Source organism: Acinetobacter sp. DMC2 (assembly GCF_056314305.1).
In genome coordinates, this window is record NZ_JBQUYP010000001.1 from 52,579 (window position 1) to 72,142 (window position 19,564).

A 19,564-nucleotide genomic window follows, 5' to 3' on the forward strand; every position below is an offset into this window, starting at 1 on the left:
AACAAAAACTGGCTCTGATGAAAAGTCTCATCAATCATTTATCTAAAATTTCGTCTGCTTTTCGCTATCACTTCGGTTTATACAATAAAATATTGAATATTCAATGCAACTTTAAGCATTAAGGTGGTTTGCAAAGCAACATAAACACCCCCTATAATGCTGCTAGATTAGTTGAGGATCTATTTATGACTGAACAAGCACGTGATACTGAAGCGTTAATCCGCGATCAAATTGCGAAGCATCCCGTTTTACTTTACATGAAAGGCACTCCACAGTTTCCACAATGTGGTTTCTCTGCACGTGCTGTAGAGGCGCTCAGTCAAATTGGTCGTCCATTTGCATATGTAAATATTCTGGAAAATCCTGATATTCGTGCAATGTTACCAGCAATTGCGAATTGGCCTACATTCCCGCAACTTTGGGTAAATGGCGAACTTATTGGCGGTAGCGATATTATGCTAGAAATGTTCCAAAATGGTGAATTAAAACCATTAGTTGAACAATATAGCGCTGCACCAGAAGCGTAAATAATAAAAAAGCCAATCAATAGATTGGCTTTTTTATGCTCTTAATTTTAAAGATCGCTTACCCCAACATAGCGGAATAAACCTTCTACACCTAAATCAGATTTTAAAACAATCAAATTTTCATAAGCTGTTGTAGTCAAAGCTTCAAAAATATTCATATTTGGATCTTCGTGTAAGTCATCCACGCTCTGGTTCATGCACTCTTCAAATCGATCTGCAACAAATTCAAAGCCCAAATCCATGGCAATAAATAAAGTATGTTCACATGGTTGAACATATTGCTCTTGTGCCCAGTCAATTATCGCTTGTTTGCAAAATGGACATTCAATATTTGTAGAGGCATCGTTAAGTTCTATCAATTGATAAGGCATTAGATTTGAAAAGTAGAAAAAAATATAGTGTAGAAGAGATTGATAAATAGTTCTATAGATAACCTATAAATCCTTTTTTATACATACATTAAACACACAACGTAATTACAATATAATTTCAAAAAAATATTTCTATGAATTAGCAATGAATTTCCCCCCACTTACAAAAAATTTAGTATAAGAATTATCGTTGCAAAAATAATAATGTAAAATCATGGTTGTTGCAGAAATAGGATATTTTAATGCTCACCGATCTTGATGATTTTTATTGTTTTGCTCTTGTTGTTGAGCATGGTGGCTTTAGTGCTGCTGAGCGTGTAACGGATATACCAAAATCAAAATTAAGTCGTCGCGTTTACAGCTTAGAAGAAAACTTAGGGGTTCGCTTAATCCAGCGCAGTTCTCGTCATTTTGCTGTTACAGATATTGGGATGGATATTTACAGACATGCTCAAGTCATGATGAATGCTGCTCAAGCTGCCCATGACTTAGTTGATCACTTAAGTATTCAACCTAGAGGTGTTGTTAAAGTTAGTGTTCCAGTTGATGTTGCTCAAAATCAACTTCCAAAAATCCTACCTGCTTTCTTAAAAAAATATCCAGAAATTCGTTTGCAACTGATGGTCAGTAACCGTCGAGTAGATGTGATTAATGAAGGGATTGATATCGCATTACGAGTTCGCTCAAAACTAGATGATGACCCGAGTTTAGTACTTAGACAATTTGCTGTTATAGAACAGAGCCTATTTGCAAGTCAGGCTTATTTAAATGAGTTTGGTGATATAAAAACTCCTGAACAGCTAAGCGAACATCGTATTTTAAGCCTTTCTGAAGAGCACCTTGATCAGCAATTCCTTTTGCATGGACCAGACAATGAGCAGAAGAAAATCAAAGTTAGCCCTATTGTGATGGGTACGAACATACATATGTTGGCGCAATTGGCGAGTCAAAATTGTGGTATCGCTTTACTACCAGAGAGTGCAGCAGAAGATTTTCTGAAGTCTGGACAACTTTTACAAATCTTACCTGAATGGAAAGCTCCTCATGGAATATTACATGCCGTATATCCATCACGCCGAGGTTTGCTACCCGCTGTTCGAGTATTCATTGATTACTTAGTTGAACATCTTTCTGAGCGTTAAAATAAAAAAGTTCGATAATTTATCGAACTTTTTTTATATTTTTCAAATTGCAGGATAGTTCCCCACACCTTCAGGCCATGGGGTCAATAGTTCAAAACCAGTATCTGTTACTGCAACCATATGTTCCCATTGAGCAGATAATGAATGATCTTGAGTAATGACGGTCCACCCATCATTTAACTCTTTCACTTGCGGTCTACCTGCATTTACCATTGGCTCAATGGTAAAAACCATTCCTTTCTTTAAGACCAAACCTTGCCCGCGCTGCCCATAGTGCAAAACATTAGGTTGTTCATGATAGATCTTACCAATCCCATGTCCACAATATTCTCGAACAATACTATAGCCTTCTCGATGAGCAACCGACTGAATAGCATAACCAATATCACCTAATGTAGCTCCTGGCTTAACAGTGTGAATACCAGCAACCATCGCTTCATAAGTTGTATCAACTAATTTTTTTGCTTGTGGATTTACATTACCCACAAAATACATGCGGCTCGTATCACCAAAATAACCATCTTTAATAATTGCAACATCAATATTAATAATATCGCCATCTTTTAAAATTTTATTCGGCGATGGTATGCCATGGCAAACAACTTCATTGACTGAAGTACATATCGTTTTTGTAAAACCGTGATATCCCACATTAGCAGGAATAACTTTTAAATTATTTACAATATAGTCATTACAGAGGTTATCTAAATACTCAGTAGATACGCCCGGTTTAATATAGGCCCCTATCATTTCTAAAACTTGTGCAGCCAAGCGTCCAGAAACTCTTAACTTTTCCAGATCTTGTTCAGTTTTAATGGTAACAGTAGAAGCTCTCATTCAATTCTATCCTCGCAGACAAGAAACATGCCCTTCCCTACAAAAACCTAAGGTAAGTCAAAATATTTTAGGATGAATATAATTCAGACCAAAAGCCTAAAATGCTTAAATATTCGGCATTCACAATAAAAATTTATATTTTTATTCTTACATATTTTTTATAAAAAGTCAGAACTTAAAAAGAAGTTCTTTTCCCCTTTTCCTGGCCTTTCAAGTACATACTTTAACCAAACAAACGCTTATAACACTATATATGGTTTTAACCCCCTGAAAAAAAGCTTTTTCACATAAATTAGCGCTTGATCATGATTACTTTTGCTCTAAAATTCCTTCTTTTTTTATTATCTTTAATTTATGCAACATCTTCGTACTGGAGATATTATTGCCTTAGGTTTTATGACCTTTGCCCTTTTTATTGGGGCTGGCAATATTATCTTTCCTCCCATCGTTGCTCAACAAGCTGGTGAGCACGTATGGTTAGCTGCACTAGGCTTTTTAATTACGGCTGTCGGCTTACCTGTAATTACCATCATGGCACTCTCTCGTATGCAGGGTTCCATTGAAATTATTAGCTCTCCCTTAGGTCGAGTAGCAAGTCTGATTTTAACTGTTGTTTGTTATTTATCAGTCGGCCCTCTATTTGCTACCCCACGTACAGCTACTGTTTCTTATGAAATTGGTTTTTCCTCTTATTTTGGAACCTCAAGTAGTAGTCTTTTAATCTATAGCGCAATTTATTTTTCATTTGTAACTGTAGTTTCACTTTATCCAAACAAGTTATTGGATACTGTAGGACATGTACTTGCCCCACTAAAAATTATTGCTTTAGCAATTTTAGGTATTGCAGCAGTAATGATTCCTGCGGGTTACGTACCAGCTCCGATCAACCATTACGTCACATCTCCGGTTTCAGAGGGCTTCGTAAACGGTTATCTCACTATGGATACGTTAGGTGCACTAGTATTTGGTATCGTTATTATTCAAGCGATTTACTCTCGCGGCGTTACTGATAAAAAGTTAGTCACCAAATATGCAATTATTGCCAGTCTCATTTCAGGTGTTGGCCTTACTTTAGTTTATTTAAGCTTATTCAAATTAGGTTTAGGTAGCCATGAAGTAGCACCAAATGCAGCAAATGGCGCAGTAATTTTACATGCATATGTACAACATGCTTTTGGAAATATGGGTTCATTATTCTTAACTGGACTAATCTTTTTAGCATGTATGGTTACAGCAATTGGCTTAACTTGTGCGTGTGGTGAGTACTTTGCTCAGTTAACGAAATTACCATATAAGCTTTTAGTATTTATTTTAGTTGGTTTCTCTTTCGTTATTTCGAATCTTGGCCTAACTAAACTGATTGCTATTTCAGTACCTGTCTTAAGTGCAATCTACCCACCAGCAATTGTGGTGATTATGCTGAGCTTCTTCTGGAAATTTTGGCATAAACCTTCTTTCATTGTCGGTTCAGTAACAAGTATTGCTTTAATTTTCGGTATTATCGATGGCCTTAAAGTTGCAGGCTTCAGCAATTATTTACCTGAATTCCTTCAGCATTTACCATTAAATGAACAAAACTTAGCTTGGTTGATCCCATCTTTAATTGTTCTTGCAGTTACCGTAATTATCGACAAAGTTAAATTCAAAAGCATTTAATCTAGTGACTTTTTTGAAATCGAGTTTTATCCAAACATGATTTTATATATTGAATAAAATGCTGTGTTTACCCAACCAGCATTTTATTTCCACACTAGTTTTTAATGACAAATCAACTATAGATATAATTAATTTTTACTGTAAAATTACACTAAAATAATTTTTAGCTACTCAGGAAAGAAGAGCAACAATGAAAACTAAATATTACCTAACATTAGCAGATGCAGAGTTTTTAATGGAAGAAGCTCAAAAATATGCAATTGAACACAACTTTAAAGTCAGCATTGCAATTGTTGACGAAACAAGCTCTCTATTATTCATGAAACGATTAGATGGTGCTTCTCCTCTAACTACACATCTATGCCTAGAAAAAGCAAAATGCGCTTCAATATCAGGTAGACCGTCAAAATTTTACGAAGAACTTCTAAAAAGTGGGCGTCTTGGTTTCTTAAGTATGCCTAGTGCTCAAGGGATGTTAGAAGGTGGAATACCGATTATTTATGAAGGTGAAATTTTAGGTGCTATTGGTGTATCGGGTGTTCAATCTTTTGAAGATGCAGAAATTGCTCAACATGCGATCGATAGTTTTTTTAAAAAAATATAATAGCCAAAGCAAAATCCCAGAAAAGAGAAATTAATGCACTTTTCATTTAAATAATTTCTCTTTTCTAAAAGAATAAGTATTTCATACAAAAATATTAAACATTTACTTTTTTAATACCTTAAACCTTTATAAATATAGAGGTTTTTATAAAACTGCTCAAAAAATTTTCTATTTGCTATTGAACTGAATCAAAAATAGCAGTACAACATTAAACTTAAAACTTATTCTTGACTAAAACATTAGGTTTTAGCGCAACCACAAGGAGGGATGGAGATGTTATCATTACATTTCAACAAACAAGTCTTCATTAACACTCTGAACAGCAAAGATTCAGTTGTTTATGGAGTAACACCGCTTGCTCTTATGCTGACTTTACTGTTTCAAGGTATGATTAAAGGAAATCTGAAACCCGAATACTTTATGTATGCGATGGTCGTTTCTTTCATATTTTGTGTGTGGGCCTTTGTCGATCATAAGATGCGAAAACTAGCTAAAAGACGTCTTAGTCAACAAAATTTGAATTCTTAAAAAATGGATGAGCAATCATCCATTTTTATACACCTACAAATAAAAAAATTGTTCCAATAACTAAAATAGCTGTAGCCAATAGTTCAGTCACAATTAATCCCACCATCATAAAAGACATCATCCACGAAGGTAAATTAAATCTGCCCAAACGATGGGGAGTTTTAAATTGATTTGTCGTGTCCTGTAAACATCCATGTATGATATAAACCAATATTGAAAAGCTAAAAAAGAAAATATTAGCTAACACACACCACAAAGCAACATTTTCATTTAAAACAGTAAAATAGCTCAATACAGCAAGAATGAGACTAGCAGCCGCATACAGCAAACTACTTCGATGAGCAATATCAACATAATAGTGGGCACGATGTAACTCTGAACGCCGTATTTGCCAATACTTCCACACCCCAGTGAACATTCCTACCCATAAAAATATGCCACTAAACACAATTGCTAACTGTACAGCTTTCGGTAAATCCATCTTTTTTCCAATTATTCGTTTTATTAAAATTTAATGAGCTGTATAGCACAAATCTTGACTTTATAGTCACATTTTAATCAAGTATCGTTTTGGAACTCATGTAAATTAAAGTCATTAATAAGCTAATCATTACGTAATATTATGGATAACACTTTTGAATCATTTTGGATGACCTGCGAAGATGGTTATCAACTTGCTGCACAATTTTATCCAACTCAATCAAAGAAATCGGTACATCCTGTTTTGATTTGTCCAGCAACAGGTATTACAAAAAACTTTTACCATTCTTTTGCTACATGGTTAAGCCAGCAAGGCTATGATGTATTAAGCTTTGATTTCCGTGGAATTGGAGATTCATTGCATGGGCCGTTAAAGCAAAGTACAGCGAGTATTAATGACTGGGGAACGCTTGATATCCCTTGCGCAATTGAAACTTTATTAGAAAAAGCCCAAGCAGAAAAAGTTACTCTTCTTGGCCATAGTGCGGGTGGGCAACTGCTAGGGATTGTGCCAAATTTTCATAAAGTAGCAAAAGTTGTTGCAGTAGCAGGTTCTACAGGCCATGTAAAAGGACTAAAAGGTAAAACAAAATTTCTAGCCCCTGTCATGTTTAACATTATCTTTCCAATTTCGAGTAGTTTAAAAGGCTATGGTGCTACTCACTTTATTGGAATGGGTGAAAACTTGCCTAAAAAAGTCGCACAACAGTGGCGAGAGTTTTGTAGTCACCCAGGCTATGTGAAAAATGCTATTGGTAAAACTATCTTTCATGACTTTCATACTGAAATTATTTGCCCTATTACTTCAATTTGGGCAAGTGATGATGAAATTGCTACTCAACACAACGTTGCAGATTTATTAAGTTTATATCCGAATGCGTCTACTAAAATGCTAGAACTGAACCCAACAAAACTCGGCTATAAATCAATTGGGCACATGTTAATGTTTAAAAAATCACATCAAAAGCTGTGGTCAGTCTTAGAGCAAGAAATTCAATAGTAATTTAAATTCTATCATTTAGTTTTTGCCTCTATGCCCGTAATCCGGTGTAGAGGTTTTTTTATTATTAGCAGTCCCCTTTTCATAAAATAACTTTATTAAATTTATAGTTACCATAAAAGACTAAAATATATTAAGCCGTGATTCCTTTGTATTTTTAATAAGCATTATTTACGTAAATACGTCGATATAAACTTAAAGTTCTGCTATGGTAATTTGTCTGAAGCTGTTGTTTAAAAACAGGTAAACCAACCTATTTTAATACAAACAGCTTCTTTTTTTCTGTTTTAGTTAAAACCTAAGAAATTGTTCAAGGATAAGTATGCTAGCACTCGAGCCTCGACATATTCATATGAATCAACATGCTGTTGATAAAAAGCATGCATTACAGTGTCTAGTAGATATATTAGTAAAAGATGGGTTAGTTACACCTGAATATATAACAGGACTCATCAATCGTGAACAACAAAGCGCTACCTATTTAGGCCAAGGTATTGCTATTCCGCATGGTACTCCACAATCCCGTGAATTTATTTTACAAACAGGTATTCGATTAGCTCACTTCCCTGAAGGAATAATATGGGATGGGGAAAACACAATTTATTTAGCTGTTGTTATTGCAGCAAAATCTGATGAGCATTTACAAGTACTACAAATATTAACTAGAGCGTTAATGCAGGATGTAAGTGAACAAGTAAAAAATGCGACGCAACCTGAGCAAATTATTGAACTATTACAAGCTCAACCCCTATCCTTAACTCTGCACGAAAATTTAATTCAAACTGAAATTGAATCTCAAGATATCGAAGACTTATTGTGGTCAGCCTCTCAAATTCTCAAAAAACATAATTTCGTAAAATGTGGTTTTTTAAGCTCACTTGAGCCAGATCAAGTTATCCAGTTACAAGACCAGATCTGGTCTATTTCAAGTAGTAAGTTTGTTCAACAACCAGCAATCAGTATTGTAAAGCCACGGCATGCTTTAGATGTAAATGGACAAAAACTGAATACACTCGTCTGTATTGCTGCCAATGAGCAGTTAGATAGCCAAAGATTTAACCGACTGATTGATATTTTATTTAATCCAGAACAAGTCGCACAGATAGATCAAACACAAGCACCAAATGAGATTGCTAAAATTATTGGTGCAGATGTTATTCCAGATTGGCCTCATCGTTCAGTTGTATTAGCCAATGCCCATGGCTTACATGCTCGACCAGCGACTCATTTGGTAAACTTAACTAAAAGTTTTCAAGGTGATATTCAAGTCGCAGTAGACGATGGTAATTTTGTTTCGGCCAAAAGTTTGACGCGCCTCTTAGCTTTAGGGTGTAAACGTGGCCAGACTTTACGTTTTATTGCCGAACCGGAAACAGATGCTGTAGACGCTTTAGATAAAGTTATTCAGGCCGTGCAACAAGGCTTAGGAGAAGAGGTTGAACCAATTCAATCTTCAGATAGCCAAGAAGCTCAATCGCCTCAAACAGTAAAATCATTGCCGAAAACATTGAGTACAAATACAGGTATTCCAGCTTCTAGTGGTCTAGCTTTTGGCCCCGTACATGTCATCAAACCTAAGGTTTATCAATATGAACGTATGGGTTTAAGCGTTAAAGCAGAAAAAGAGAAACTTGATATTGCTCTTCACGCAGTTAAAAACAATATTCACCAAGTTATTGCAAAATCTGAAGTAGCTGAAATTAAGCAAATTTTCCAAGCACATTTGGAAATGCTAGACGACCCAGATCTTATTAATGGTGTTTATCAAAAGATCAACTTAAACCTTTCTGCTCCTGCTGCTTGGCATGAACATATTGAAGCAGCAGCTAAAGAGCAAGCAGCTTTACCAGACCGCTTACTGGCTGAGCGTGCTACAGACTTACGTGATATTGGCGATCGGGTTTTAGCACAGCTCTGTGGTGAGGTTATCATCGAGGAACCTAAAGAGCCTTATATTTTGATCATGTATGATGTGGGCCCAAGTGATGTGGCGCGCCTTAATAAAGATCGAGTAGCGGGTATTTTGACAGCTGTAGGCGGTGCAAGTGCACATAGCGCTATTGTTGCTCGTGCTTTAGGTATTCCTGCAATTGTTGGTGCTGGTGATCAAGTACTAGAAATTGAACAAAAAAGTTCTCTTTTAATTAATGGAGATACAGGGACTTTTGTATTAAACCCGAACACTCAGCAAATCGAACAAGCAAAACAAGAACGAGAGCTTCAACAAAAAATTCGTGAAGAGGCTGAACGTCACAGCCAAGAACCTGCGATTACCCAAGATCAACATCAAATCGAAGTTGCTGCTAATTTAGGAAAAGTTCAAGCTACAGCACACGCAGTTGAATGTGGCGCAGAAGCAATTGGCTTACTGAGAACAGAGCTTGTTTTTATGGCTCATAGCAGTGCTCCAAGTGAAGCTACCCAAGAAGCAGATTATCGTGTTGTGCTAGATGCCCTTGCTGGTCGCCCACTTGTAGTACGTACTCTTGATGTAGGTGGTGACAAACCACTTCCTTACCTTCCAATTGCTGAAGAAGAAAATCCATTTTTAGGCCTAAGAGGTATCCGTTTGACACTAAGACAGCCAGAGCTGTTACGTCAACAACTTATCGCTTTGCTTAAAGCCGCAGATGATCGTCCTTTACGAATCATGTTTCCAATGATTGGCCGTGTGGAAGAATGGCGTGCTGCCAAAGCTATTCTTGATGAAGTTAAAGCTGTACATCCATGCACTAACTTACAAGTTGGTATTATGATAGAAGTTCCTTCTGCTGCCTTACTTGCGCCTATTCTTGCTCAAGAAGTGGACTTTTTCAGTATAGGAACAAATGACTTAACCCAATATACTTTAGCTATTGACCGTGGTCACCCTATCCTCTCGGCTGAAGCAGATGGCCTTCACCCAAGTATTTTGCAATTGATTGATCACACTGTAAAAGCTGCGCACAAGCATGGCAAATGGGTGGGTATATGCGGAGAACTCGCAGCTGATCCAAAAGCTGTACCGATTCTTATGGGATTAGGCGTAGATGAGCTCAGCATGTCTCCAAATAGTATTCCTTTAGTAAAAGCCCAAATTCGTACACTTAACTACAGCCAAGCTCAAGCGCTTGCAAAACGCGCACTAAAATGTGAGAGCGCCACTGCTGTACGTCAGTTATCCGAACAAGAAATCTAAAGATTAGGAACAGTAATGGCTAAAGTTTTAACAATTACTTTAAATCCTGCAATTGATGTAACGATACAACTCAATAAGTTACAGGTTGGCGAGGTAAATCGCCAAGAATCTGTAGAAATACATGCAGCAGGTAAAGGGTTAAATATTGCACAAGTTTTAAAAGATTTGGGGCATGAAGTTATCGTTTCTGGCTTTCTAGGAACAACGAACAAACAAATTTTTGATGATCATTTTAAAGAAGCTCAATTCCAACCTGAGTTTATTTATATTGAGGGCGAGACTCGTCAAAATATAAAAATTGCTGAACATTCTGGGCGTATGACTGATTTAAATGGAAAAGGTTTCTTAGTTTCTGAACTAGATAAAAAGAACCTCTTTCAAAAAATCGAAATGATTTTGCCACAGATAGATGTAGTTGCCATTGCCGGGAGCATTCCACAAGGTTTTAGTGTTGATGAATTACAGCAACTTATTAAGCTCATTCAACAGCAAGGGAAAAAAGTTGCACTTGATACAAGTGGTAAAGCATTGGTCGCTGCAATTGAATGTCAACCATGGATGATTAAACCAAATACAGATGAGTTAGTAGAAAGTTATCAGCTTCCTGCTAGGACTTATTCTGAACAAAAAAAGCTTTTTGAAAACTTAGCTAAAATTGAGCATGTCGTTATTTCGATGGGTGAAGACGGTGTCAACTGGCTACACGACACTCACCCGCTTCATGCAAAAGCCCCTAAAGTGATCGTTAAAAGTACCGTTGGTGCAGGTGACTCTCTTTTAGCAGGCATGATTCATGGCTTAATAAATGGCTTCTCTGACGAAGAAACATTAAAAACGGCTACGGCAATTGCGAGCCATGCTGTAACTCAAATTGGCTTTCGGATTCCAAATGCTGAAAAACTAAGTCAATTAAAAGCCCAAACTACAATCAATTCATTGAGTGAATCTGATGCCAACTGCTAAACATTTATTATTTGTCATTAATAGTCCGCAACAGCAAGTCAATGCTTTGATTTTAGCTCGTAAACTTGCACAAGTCGCATCCCAACAGGGCTATCCAAATAACATTATTTCGCTTGATGAATTCGAAGCAAATGAAAACTTGGATCAAGTCATTGTTGTTGGACAACGCCCAAAAGATCTTAATAGTTTTGGTACACATCCATTATCTTTCATTAGCATTGAAGAGATAAAAAATGATGCTCACACAGCTTTCCAAACTGTCTTTGATCATTTTAAGCCAGCTCAAGATTGGCTAAGTGATAATAGCTTAGCAGTAACTACTACTAAAAAGTTTGTAGCAATCACTGCGTGTCCTACGGGTGTTGCTCACACTTTTATGGCTGCCGAAGCTTTACAACAAGGTGCAGAAAAGCTTGGGTATGAGATTCAAGTAGAAACACAAGGTTCTGTTGGTGCAAAAAATATTTTATCAGCTCAAGCTATTGCTGAAGCGGACATTGTGATACTTGCGACTGACATTGAAGTTAACACAGACCGTTTCGTAGGTAAGCGTGTTTATCGGTGTGGTACTGGCTTTGCTCTAAAGCAAACAGATAAAGCCTTTGCTGAAGCAGTCAGCAATGCGCAAGTTTTAGAACAAGGTAAGCAACAAGCATCGACAGAAAATAAAGATAAAACCGAAAAAGTTGGCGTATATAAACATCTCTTAACTGGTGTTTCTTTTATGTTGCCTATGGTGGTCGCTGGAGGTCTGTTAATTGCTCTCTCTTTATGCTTTGGTCTAAATGCTGCTGAGCAAGCTGGAAGTTTACCAGCCATATTAAAACAAATTGGTGCTGCCGCATTTATGCTCATGGTTCCGATGTTATCGGGTTATATTGCCTACTCAATTGCTGATCGCCCTGGTCTTGCACCTGGTTTAATTGGAGGCTTACTCGCCTCTCAGCTACAAGCAGGTTTTTTAGGCGGTATTGTTTCAGGTTTTCTTGCGGGTTATATCGCACTATTTATCGCTAAAAAACTTAAACTTCCCACAAGTTTAGAGGCGCTTAAACCGATTTTAATTATTCCTTTATTAGGTACATTATTTGTTGGTCTGATTATGTTCTACGTGGTTGGACAACCTGTAGCACATATTTTCGAGCTAATGAAAGACTTCTTAAATAACATGGGTACAACAAATGCTGTGTTAATGGGAATTATATTAGCAAGCATGATGTGTATCGATTTAGGCGGTCCAATCAATAAGGCAGCCTACGCTTTTACTGTGGGATTATTGACAACAAATACCTATATGCCAATGGCAGCAACAATGGCGGGTGGTATGGTTCCTGCTATTGGTATGGCTATTGCGACTTTCATTGCTAAAAATAAATTTAGTACCGGAGAGAAAGATGCTGGAAAAGCTGCTTTCGTATTAGGTTTATGTTTTATTTCCGAAGGTGCAATTCCCTTTGCAGCTAAAGACCCAATGCGTGTTATTCCCACTTGTATTTTAGGGGGCGCTGTAACTGGAGCACTTGTTGCATTATTCCATTGCGAATTAGTTACTCCTCACGGCGGCGTATTTGTTCTTTTAATTCCAAATGCAATTAACCATGCTTGGCTATATCTCGCTGCTATTGCAGCAGGTAGTATCGTTACAGGCATAAGCTATGCGATTGTTAAGAAAAAAATAGAAGAAAAAATTGTGACCACTGCATAATTAAAAAAGGGAGAATATAAATTCTCCCTTTTTTTACATTTCATATGTTTTAACAAATAAAATTCTTCAATTACCCGCTTTACGCTACTCGCATAATTTAATCTGAATAACTGTCGCTATAAGCTGCGCTAGCACTCCCTCCTCCAACTTTATTGTTAAAGTGAACCTATCTGAGATTTAGAAGATGAGTAGCATGCAACATGAGTAAAAACTCTTAAAAATATAATTTATAGACAAAAAAGCTAAAAAAATATGGTTAATTATTCCACCAGTTATTTAATTTTATATATAACAATCAATAAGTTAATAAATGAATCAAATTTATTTCACTAAATAAGAGATGATTCATGTTAAATGTATGGTAAATTTCACAAACAATAAAACAAATTAAATAATTGATATTTATAAATATTTATTATTTAAATATCTTAATTTTTCATAATTATGACTTTAGAGACAAAAACTATCTCGTTCAATGCCACGTTCAAATCATCATTTTTTTTCTACGATGCGCTTGTAAGCCAATATCGTTCAATTAACGATCAAGCAAGCCTAGATGCAATCTTGTATATCTGTTCAAAGATTTTAAGGAATTAATGGCTATGACTCATTAAGTCACATTAACTTTCAACAAACTTTGACCATAGTAGAAGAGTATTTTTAGTTTGTGCAAAGTATAGGAAAACTTATCAAGACAAGATCCTTTAAACCATGTCATTGTTAAATTTAGCTATATAAATTTTGCTCACCAAGTAAAGTCCTGATATAACTTGCTTGATGAAACTATATTTTTCAACTATTAAAGATAGTTCACCAGAAATGCGATCCACCAAGGTATGGGGAAAAGTCAATGACAAAGAAGTATGCGCGTTTTTTACCTACAACAGAATCTTTTACTCTTGAAGATTTTCCATATTATTGGATTACTCAAGTACATGCTCAGTATGTACAAAACATTGATAATGCTTTAAAAAAATATGGTTTAGATAACTCACGTCGACGCATTATGTTGGCTTTAAGTAGTAAGCCCCATGCGAGTGTTTCTGAACTTTCAGATATGATTATTTCAAAAATGTCGACGACTACCAAGATTGTTTATCGTCTAAAAGATGAAGGTTTGGTGGAAACCTATTCTTGCCAGACTGATGGTCGAATCACCCGCGTAGTACTTACAGACAAAGGTACTGAAATGATCAATAAGATTAATGATCTAACCAGCGTAGTACTCGAACAATCTTTCGAAGGTATCACCCCTTTGCAATTAGAAAAAATGATGGAAAGTTTAAAATTACTTTTAAAGAATCTTTCTCGTTAAAAATAAGATAGACATCTTATTAAGCTCTCTTAGGAGAGCTTTTTTATTTTAATGCCTTGTCTAACTATTGATAGAAACAACACCTCACATAAAATAAGCAATTAACTTCTCATCTGTTGACTTGAGTCCTTAACTCCAGTAGAAATTCTCTTTCAACAACTGCATAGCAAATTTTTGAAAATGGCTAAAAGAAAATACAAAAGTGACAAGTTTCAAGTGCGTCGTATTAACCGTCAATGGTGGGTGCTTGAAAAAGACCTCGAATCAAACTGCTATTTAAAACATGAACAAGTGGCAACAAAAACCTTAGCAAACAACTATGCTGATGATTATATTGAACAATATTATATGAATCTTTATATTCAACAAGAGTTGAAAAAACCTGAAACTGTATAAAAAAAGCCATTTGGCTTTTTTTATTTTTAATATTTAAAGATTATAAAGTCAAAAATTAAGGATAAAAAAAACCTACATCTTGGGGAAAATGTAGGCTATAAAATGCACAAAAAGGAAATATATATCCTTCTTGATGGAAAGAATTTTACGATAATATAAGCCTTTATTTTATATTACTTTTGTAAACTTAATGGTGGTTATTGTATTTTTTAGACTTTTTAAAATCTCCGCTCTTATATATATTATGGTTAAATTTTGTTTTATTAAAATTTTATCCATCACAATTTACTTCATGTCTTTTTTATAATTTATTTCTACAGGTTTTATTAAGACAGCGCTGTAAAGACGAATATAAGCTTCTGTTTTAATAAGTTTTTTACAAAAATAAGCATAAATCTTTTTTTAACTTAAGAAAGATAAAAATCAATAAATAACAAAAACATAAATTAAATATTAAGTATATAATTTATTTAAGATCTAAATTTTAGTTCAAAAAAAAGACAATTGAAATTTATTTATTACTGTTTTGATTACTACAGAAAGATTACAATAACGACTAATAATTAGATTACCCGCCCATACAATCTTTCTAGGCATGTTATGACTTCAATGTCGAACAACACCCAAAAGCATTTTATTGTTGAGCAGATTCCACTACCGACTTGGGTCAGTGATGAAAATGGCTTGATATTATATTGCAATGTAGAGTGTACAGAATATTGGCAGGATACTTTTTCTCCATTACCTCAGCAATGGTTAGATTTTATATCTCCTGTCGATTTAGACGAAGTCAAAAATAGATGGCTCGAAGCAATTCGCCTGCAAAAAAGAATAGAATTAAAATGCCGACTTTTACAAAGTGGCAATCAATATAGATGGTGCAAACTTTCCATTCAAGCATCCAAATATCGCGGCTCTTCTTTAGCCAGCGAATGGTATGTCAGCTTTTTAGATATTGATCACGATATTCAAGAGCAACAAAACTTGCAAAAGAATATTGAAATACAAAATCAAATGTTAGACATCAGTGTAGATTGCATTAAAGTATTAAATGTAGACGGCACCGTTTCTCATATGAATAAATCAGGATGCCTCGCTCTAGGTGTCCCTGTCGATGAAACAAAATTTGGGATGAAATGGCTTGAGCTTTTGCCACCTCATATTCGTAAACGTGGACGTGTCGCTTTAAAAAAAGCCCTTCAAGGCAAAGTTGCCAGATTCGCCGGAATGAGTTGTTTACCAGATCAGGACCCCGAATATTGGGATAATATGCTGACCCCGATTCATCGGGAAAATGGTGAAATCATACAAATACTGTGTGTATCCCGTAACGTCACTCAACAGCATCTGACAGAAAATCAACTTAGAAATATGAGTGAAAGAGATGAGCTGACCGGGTTATGTAATCGGCGTTCATTTAAATTTCAACTTAAACGCACTCTTGCATATTCAAAAGACAGCCAAACAAGTGTGGGTTTACTATTAATTGACCTTGATCATTTTAAGCATATTAATGACACATTAGGGCATAGCGCAGGCGACCATCTTTTAAAAGTTTTATCCAAACGTTTTAATCATTGTGTTGATGATGAAAGATGCTTTGTCGCAAGACTGGGTGGAGATGAATTTGCAGTTATTATTAATAACCTTAAATCTGAAAGTGATGTGCGAGACTTAGCCGCAATTTTACTTCAGCAGCTGAATCAACCTATTACCTATTTAGGCAATGTTCTAAATGGCGGTATGAGTATTGGTTGTGCGATTTATCCTCAAGATGCCGTCGACCAATCAGGTTTACTCAGTTGTGCAGACATGGCATTGCATGATTTAAAAGCACGTGGCCGTGGTGGTATTCGCATGTATGACCCATGTATGATGCAGATGACCGAAACAGTCGCTTCTCAGCTTAATTTAGCACGTCAGCTTATTCGTCATCATACCATCCAGCCCTACTATCAACCTAAAGTCGATTTAAAAACTCATCGTGTTGTAGGTTTTGAAGCTTTATTGCGATGGCATACAACTTCCGCTCAAAGAGGCTATCCTTCTCAAATTGCAGAGGCTTTTAAAGATTATAATTTAGCGAGTAAAATCGGTGAAACGATGCAACATCAAGTTTTACGCGACATCGCAAAATGGATAGATCTTGGTATTAAACCCCTTCCTGTTTCACTCAATGCTGCTCCAGTTGAGTTTCTAAGAGACAACTATGCTGAACGGCTTTTGAAAAAAATCAATCAATTTCAAATTCCAACACATTATATTGAAGTAGAAGTCACTGAACATATGTTGGGCGATCGAGGTTCAGAGTATGTGATCCGTGCACTTAATAAATTAAAACAACATGGCGTACATATTGCTCTAGATGACTTTGGTACAGGTTTTTCATCACTTACCCATATCCGTGACTATCCAATTGATAGTTTAAAAGTAGACTGTAGTTTTATACAAAAGATGCAACATGACCCATCAATTTATGCGATTGTTCAAGCAATTGGATTACTTGCTCCAAATTTATCACTGGGGCTTATTGCAGAAGGAATTGAAACCCCTGAACAAGAAGAACTACTTCGACAATTTGGATATAGTATAGGCCAAGGATTTTTGTTTGAATCTGCTATAGATGCCAATCAAGTCATTTCAATACTTAAACAGAATCAACCTTACTTAGAAAGTCACTATCACACTTTAAGATAAAATTTATAATAAAATCTCTCACTTTTTTTCATACTAAAAATAAACAATAATCTTTCAAAAATTGTTCATAATATAAGCATAAAGATAATAAATCGGTGTTTTGGCACCATACATTGTCACAGGACAATAAGGAGCAATATATGAGTTATCACCATATCTTGGTTCCAGTCGATGGTTCTCCTACTTCACTCATTGCTGTCAATCATGCAGCAACACTTGCTAAGGCCTTTGGTAGTAAAGTGACTCTAGTATATGCGCTTACTATAGATCCTTTTATTTCTGTAGAATTCATTGATAGTACAGAATTGGCACAGGATTACTTTAATAAAGCTAGAGCATCTATTCAGGGTATTTTAGACCAAGCGAAAGAACAATTTAGCCAACACGGAATTTCTGTTGAAACAAAAATTGTTGAGGGTCAAACAATTCATACAGAAATTATTAAAGCCGCTACTGAACTCAAAGCAGACCTATTAGTGATTGGTTCTCATGGTCGAAAAGGGTTTAAAAAGTTCTTCTTAGGAAGTGTGACTCAAGCTCTTTTAGGAGAAATTCATTTACCGGTATTAGTCGTAACTGAGTAGTTTTTCTTAATCTAAAAAAACCGATCTTATGTAGATCGGTTTTTTAATGGCCTGTGTTACTGAGCTTTATATGTAAATTTAATTAGAGATCCTGAGTTTTCTAATATATTCGTTACAGAACCATCATCTTTTTGGACATTTCCAGAAGTATCAGTCAACACGTATAAAACATTCCCATCTGGACTTGCAATCACGTCACGATAGCGGTTGTTGCTTTTAAACATCGGCACAGCGTCATCATAAGTAGCACTGTAAGTTGGATCTAACTTAATACGGAAAATAACTCCGCGTTTTAAAGATGGAACTAATAATGTATTTTCCCAACCAGCAATTGCTTTTTTGCCGCCCTTATAGACATAAGCAGATGACGGTGCAACGGTTGGCCAGCAAATGTAGGTCATATCCCCACACGTTGGGTCATTATAGTTATAGGTATCCTGCACGGTATATAAGGTTTTTAACGGCGGTACAAAGTTTTTACCAGTCCATTCAGACTCTTTCGTCACAGGTACACCTGCTGCTACTTTTACTCCGTTTTGTCCTAAATCTTTAATTTGTGACTTATTGGTTGCTGCCGAATAATTTGCATAAGCATAACCACTATCATCTTTGTAACCCGCTACATTTGGCCAACCATAGTTACTACCTTTAACTATAAGGTTAATTTCATCATCAGAGTTTGGACCTTGTTCAGATTGCAACAATTTACCATTTGGAGTAAATGCTAAGCCCTGTGGATTACGGTGTCCGAGCGTATAAATATGGCTAACCACCCCGTTAAAACTTGGATTATCTTTTGGAATACTTCCATCAAGATTTAAGCGTAGTACTTTACCCATATAGGTATGATAGTCTTTGCTACTCACTTCTTGTCGAGTCGGCGTATGCTGTGCCTGATTTGGCAAGAATAAATAAGCAAGCTGGTTACGCCCTTGGTCACCAATCGTATAATAAATCTTTTGGTCTGGACCAATGACAAGACGACCGGATTGATGGTCTTTCGATGAAGGTAATCCTGCTAATAAATCGATTGGCTTCTCAAGCGTATCAGTTGACTTGTTATAGGTATATCGACGAATAATCGTTTGATTCGGTAGTTCTTTATCTGTAGATTTCGGATTTTTAAATGTACCTGAAATATAGATATAAGGATTATTTTTAAAATCAGGATGGAAAGCAAAGCCTAACAAACCATTTTGTCCATCAGCATCATTTACAATCTCAGGCACCTGAAAAACTGTTTTTACGCTACCTGTCTCTGGATTCACTCTTAGAATCTTGCCTGTTGCCCGCTCTGTTAACCAAATTTGATTATCAGGTCCCCACAACAAAGCATGTGGTTTATTTAAATTGGATAGAATAACTTTCTTGTCAAAGTTTTCCGATTTCGCTTTAGCAAATTGAGAGGGAGTTAGAGGAACATCAGCAAATGCTGAGATTGTAACGAGCTGAACAGCGCCTAATAAAGCAATTTTAGCCAATAAATGTTTATTCATGTGTCCACCTTATAAATTGTCAAAATTTTCCGAGAATTTTTTAAACCTCTGATAAAGGGTTTGTAGGAGTTCTCTATATGATTTG

General features: G+C 35.9%; 17 protein-coding genes. 13 read left to right on the forward strand and 4 right to left on the reverse strand.

All coding sequences use genetic code 11. The features are described from left to right. Positions 1-185: 185 nt before the first annotated feature. A complete protein-coding gene (grxD, locus tag ACT53H_RS00265) occupies positions 186-527 on the forward strand; it encodes a Grx4 family monothiol glutaredoxin (RefSeq protein ID WP_004791933.1) in 342 nt (113 codons plus the stop codon). A gap of 47 nt (positions 528-574) precedes the next feature. Here grxD and ACT53H_RS00270 read toward each other — a convergent pair whose 3' ends face one another. Continuing rightward, entirely contained in the window at positions 575-898 is a 324-nt protein-coding gene (locus ACT53H_RS00270; protein WP_174730119.1) for a hypothetical protein, read from the reverse strand. Between the two features lie 242 nt (positions 899-1,140). Between ACT53H_RS00270 and ACT53H_RS00275 the strand changes: the two genes are divergently transcribed. Continuing rightward, entirely contained in the window at positions 1,141-2,040 is a 900-nt protein-coding gene (locus ACT53H_RS00275) for a LysR family transcriptional regulator (RefSeq protein ID WP_004791928.1), read from the forward strand. Between the two features lie 42 nt (positions 2,041-2,082). Here ACT53H_RS00275 and map read toward each other — a convergent pair whose 3' ends face one another. Continuing rightward, positions 2,083-2,877, reverse strand: a complete 795-nt coding sequence (map, locus tag ACT53H_RS00280) for a type I methionyl aminopeptidase (RefSeq protein WP_476008333.1) — start codon at positions 2,875-2,877, stop codon at positions 2,083-2,085. A 354-nt stretch (positions 2,878-3,231) separates the two neighbouring features. Here map and brnQ point away from each other — a divergent pair, with 354 nt between their 5' ends. From brnQ to ACT53H_RS00295, 3 genes are all read left to right on the forward strand, one after another. Then, positions 3,232-4,533, forward strand: a complete 1,302-nt coding sequence (gene brnQ / locus ACT53H_RS00285) for a branched-chain amino acid transport system II carrier protein (protein ID WP_476008334.1) — start codon at positions 3,232-3,234, stop codon at positions 4,531-4,533. A gap of 190 nt (positions 4,534-4,723) precedes the next feature. After that, entirely contained in the window at positions 4,724-5,137 is a 414-nt protein-coding gene (locus tag ACT53H_RS00290) for a GlcG/HbpS family heme-binding protein (protein WP_004791921.1), read from the forward strand. A 273-nt stretch (positions 5,138-5,410) separates the two neighbouring features. Next, on the forward strand, positions 5,411-5,665 hold the full coding sequence (locus ACT53H_RS00295) for a hypothetical protein (protein WP_004791919.1): 255 nt from the start codon (positions 5,411-5,413) through the stop codon (positions 5,663-5,665). 25 nt (positions 5,666-5,690) lie between these two features. Here the strand turns inward: ACT53H_RS00295 and ACT53H_RS00300 are convergent, their stop codons facing one another. Then, the gene (locus tag ACT53H_RS00300; protein ID WP_004791917.1) at positions 5,691-6,146 is read right to left on the reverse strand and encodes a hypothetical protein; all 456 of its coding nucleotides are present in this window, start codon (positions 6,144-6,146) and stop codon (positions 5,691-5,693) included. A gap of 141 nt (positions 6,147-6,287) precedes the next feature. Between ACT53H_RS00300 and ACT53H_RS00305 the strand changes: the two genes are divergently transcribed. From ACT53H_RS00305 to ACT53H_RS00340, 8 genes are all read left to right on the forward strand, one after another. Beyond that, positions 6,288-7,145 carry an alpha/beta hydrolase family protein gene (locus tag ACT53H_RS00305; protein ID WP_476008335.1) on the forward strand — a complete coding sequence of 286 codons (858 nt, stop codon included), beginning with the start codon at positions 6,288-6,290 and terminating at the stop codon, positions 7,143-7,145. 322 nt (positions 7,146-7,467) lie between these two features. Then, the gene (ptsP, locus tag ACT53H_RS00310; RefSeq protein ID WP_476008336.1) at positions 7,468-10,323 is read left to right on the forward strand and encodes a phosphoenolpyruvate--protein phosphotransferase; all 2,856 of its coding nucleotides are present in this window, start codon (positions 7,468-7,470) and stop codon (positions 10,321-10,323) included. A gap of 15 nt (positions 10,324-10,338) precedes the next feature. Beyond that, positions 10,339-11,286, forward strand: a complete 948-nt coding sequence (gene pfkB / locus ACT53H_RS00315; RefSeq protein WP_476008337.1) for a 1-phosphofructokinase — start codon at positions 10,339-10,341, stop codon at positions 11,284-11,286. Continuing rightward, positions 11,273-12,991 carry a fructose-specific PTS transporter subunit EIIC gene (locus ACT53H_RS00320; protein ID WP_476008338.1) on the forward strand — a complete coding sequence of 573 codons (1,719 nt, stop codon included), beginning with the start codon at positions 11,273-11,275 and terminating at the stop codon, positions 12,989-12,991. Before pfkB ends, ACT53H_RS00320 begins: the two co-directional genes overlap by 14 nt. 850 nt (positions 12,992-13,841) lie before the next feature. After that, positions 13,842-14,306 (forward strand): MarR family winged helix-turn-helix transcriptional regulator, encoded by a 465-nt coding sequence (locus tag ACT53H_RS00325; protein ID WP_004791909.1) that lies wholly within the window; start codon positions 13,842-13,844, stop codon positions 14,304-14,306. 180 nt (positions 14,307-14,486) lie between these two features. Next, the gene (locus tag ACT53H_RS00330; RefSeq protein ID WP_003652142.1) at positions 14,487-14,702 is read left to right on the forward strand and encodes a hypothetical protein; all 216 of its coding nucleotides are present in this window, start codon (positions 14,487-14,489) and stop codon (positions 14,700-14,702) included. 600 nt (positions 14,703-15,302) lie between these two features. Next, on the forward strand, positions 15,303-17,399 hold the full coding sequence (locus ACT53H_RS00335; protein ID WP_476008339.1) for a sensor domain-containing protein: 2,097 nt from the start codon (positions 15,303-15,305) through the stop codon (positions 17,397-17,399). A gap of 140 nt (positions 17,400-17,539) precedes the next feature. Continuing rightward, complete coding sequence (locus ACT53H_RS00340) at positions 17,540-17,983, forward strand: universal stress protein (protein WP_004791904.1); 444 nt, start codon at positions 17,540-17,542, stop codon at positions 17,981-17,983. 56 nt (positions 17,984-18,039) lie between these two features. Here the strand turns inward: ACT53H_RS00340 and ACT53H_RS00345 are convergent, their stop codons facing one another. After that, positions 18,040-19,479 carry a glucose/sorbosone family PQQ-dependent dehydrogenase gene (locus ACT53H_RS00345; RefSeq protein ID WP_476008340.1) on the reverse strand — a complete coding sequence of 480 codons (1,440 nt, stop codon included), beginning with the start codon at positions 19,477-19,479 and terminating at the stop codon, positions 18,040-18,042. Positions 19,480-19,564: the final 85 nt, after the last annotated feature.